Genomic DNA, 346 nt, shown 5'->3' on the forward strand with positions numbered 1-346 from the left:
GGGGGAGGGCACTTCGGTATCAACTTTGTCGGTGGACACCTCAAGTAGGGGTTCGTCGGCCTCGACGGTGTCTCCGACTGCCTTGAGCCAGCGGGACACGGTGCCTTCGGTGACGGACTCACCCAGAGCCGGCAGGGTGACCTCTACGCCCTGAGCGGAACCAGTAGTGGGGGCAGGTTTCCCCGGCGCAGCCGGCTCAGGCTCGGCTTTCTCGGCGGGTTCAGCCGACGGCTTGGCAGGCTCCGGAGCTGACTCGGCGGCAGCGGGGTCGCCGATGATGGCCAGGACGGCGCCGACTTCGGCGTCTTCGTCTTCGGGGACTTTGATCTCAAGGAGGGTGCCGGAG

General features: G+C 67.1%; 1 protein-coding gene. It reads right to left on the minus strand.

Annotated features, from left to right (window positions below; translation table 11 throughout):
- Positions 1 to 346, minus strand: a 346-nt coding sequence (locus A5483_RS10920) for a biotin/lipoyl-containing protein (RefSeq protein WP_338152047.1), incomplete at both ends; no start/stop codon positions are given.

The sequence above is a fragment of the Cutibacterium namnetense genome (assembly GCF_001642025.1).
Lineage (GTDB): Bacteria > Actinomycetota > Actinomycetes > Propionibacteriales > Propionibacteriaceae > Cutibacterium > Cutibacterium namnetense.